Raw genomic sequence first — 1,051 nt, forward strand, 5'->3', positions numbered from 1 at the left:
TGAGATTGAAGTTGCTATGGAAACATGAAAAAAGACCGCTTACAATACAAGTTTGCGCCGTTTTTCTGGCAAGTCGGTGGCAAGTACACCTTCCCAACCGATAAAGGCCGTATGCATTACCAACACTTCCGTGGCTTCAGTGACATCTTTAAAAATGAACCTGAACTGCCTTACAAAGCGTTCCTCTAAGCAATACAAACAAAGGGAGATGGCCACATCTCCCTTTTCGTTCACTCACACATGCAAAGCCGTGTAATCTGTATAACCTCGTTCATTGCCGCCAAATAGGGTTGTTCCATCCAGTTCTGCCAGAGGTTGTTGATGCTTTAAGCGTGCCACCAAATCTGGGTTAGAGACAAATGGGCGGCCAAACGCCACTAAATCTGCATAGCCTTTCTCAAGTACCTCATCGGCTCTCACTTGAGTGTAACTGCCCGCAACAATAATGGTGTTGGTGAAGTATTCACGCAATTCGATGCGGAAACTCTCTGGAATCACGGGCGCGTCGTCCCAATCCGCTTCAGACAGATGCAAGTACGCAATATCACGAGCTTGAAGTTGTTTCGATGCATCGAGGATGGTTGGCACAATGTCTGGGCAGTTCATGTCCTTGAAAGTGATGAATGGCGCGAGTCGTACTCCTACTTTGTTGGCACCTATGGCTTTACTCGCCGCATCGACCACTTCTAACAAAAGCGAAAGTCGATTTCTTCGAGTACCGCCGTAGTTGTCGGTTCTGTGGTTTGAATTGGTACGTAGGAACTGGTCAATCAGGTAACCATTGCCGCCGTGGATTTCGATGCCATCGAAGCCTGCTTCCATCGCCCGTTTCGCTGCATAGGCAAAATCACTCACAACACGGTCAATATCCGCTTGAGTCATGGCTCGTGGCTCTACACAATCGACCATATTGCCGTTGCCTTGCTCATCGGCGATCCACACTTTAGTCTCTACCGGAGCAAGCGCAGATGGTGCGATGGGCTGTTCACCTTTTGGAAACTGGTGCGATACTCGGCCACATGCCAAAGCATGGCAGAACATGGCGGCGCCT

Annotated in this window: 1 protein-coding gene and 1 pseudogene; one reads left to right on the top strand and one right to left on the bottom strand. The window is 49.1% G+C overall.

The features are described 5' to 3' along the window. Window positions 1–21: 21 nt before the first annotated feature. Window positions 22–189 (top strand): annotated as a pseudogene (locus CIK04_RS26785) (L-ascorbate 6-phosphate lactonase); the annotation flags it as partial. Window positions 190–234: 45 nt separating this feature from the next. Here the strand turns inward: CIK04_RS26785 and CIK04_RS26790 are convergent. Then, window positions 235–1,051 (bottom strand): alkene reductase (locus CIK04_RS26790; protein WP_128824724.1); only part of this gene is annotated, 817 nt, incomplete at its 5' end.

It is taken from the genome of Vibrio sp. 03_296 (assembly GCF_002265885.1).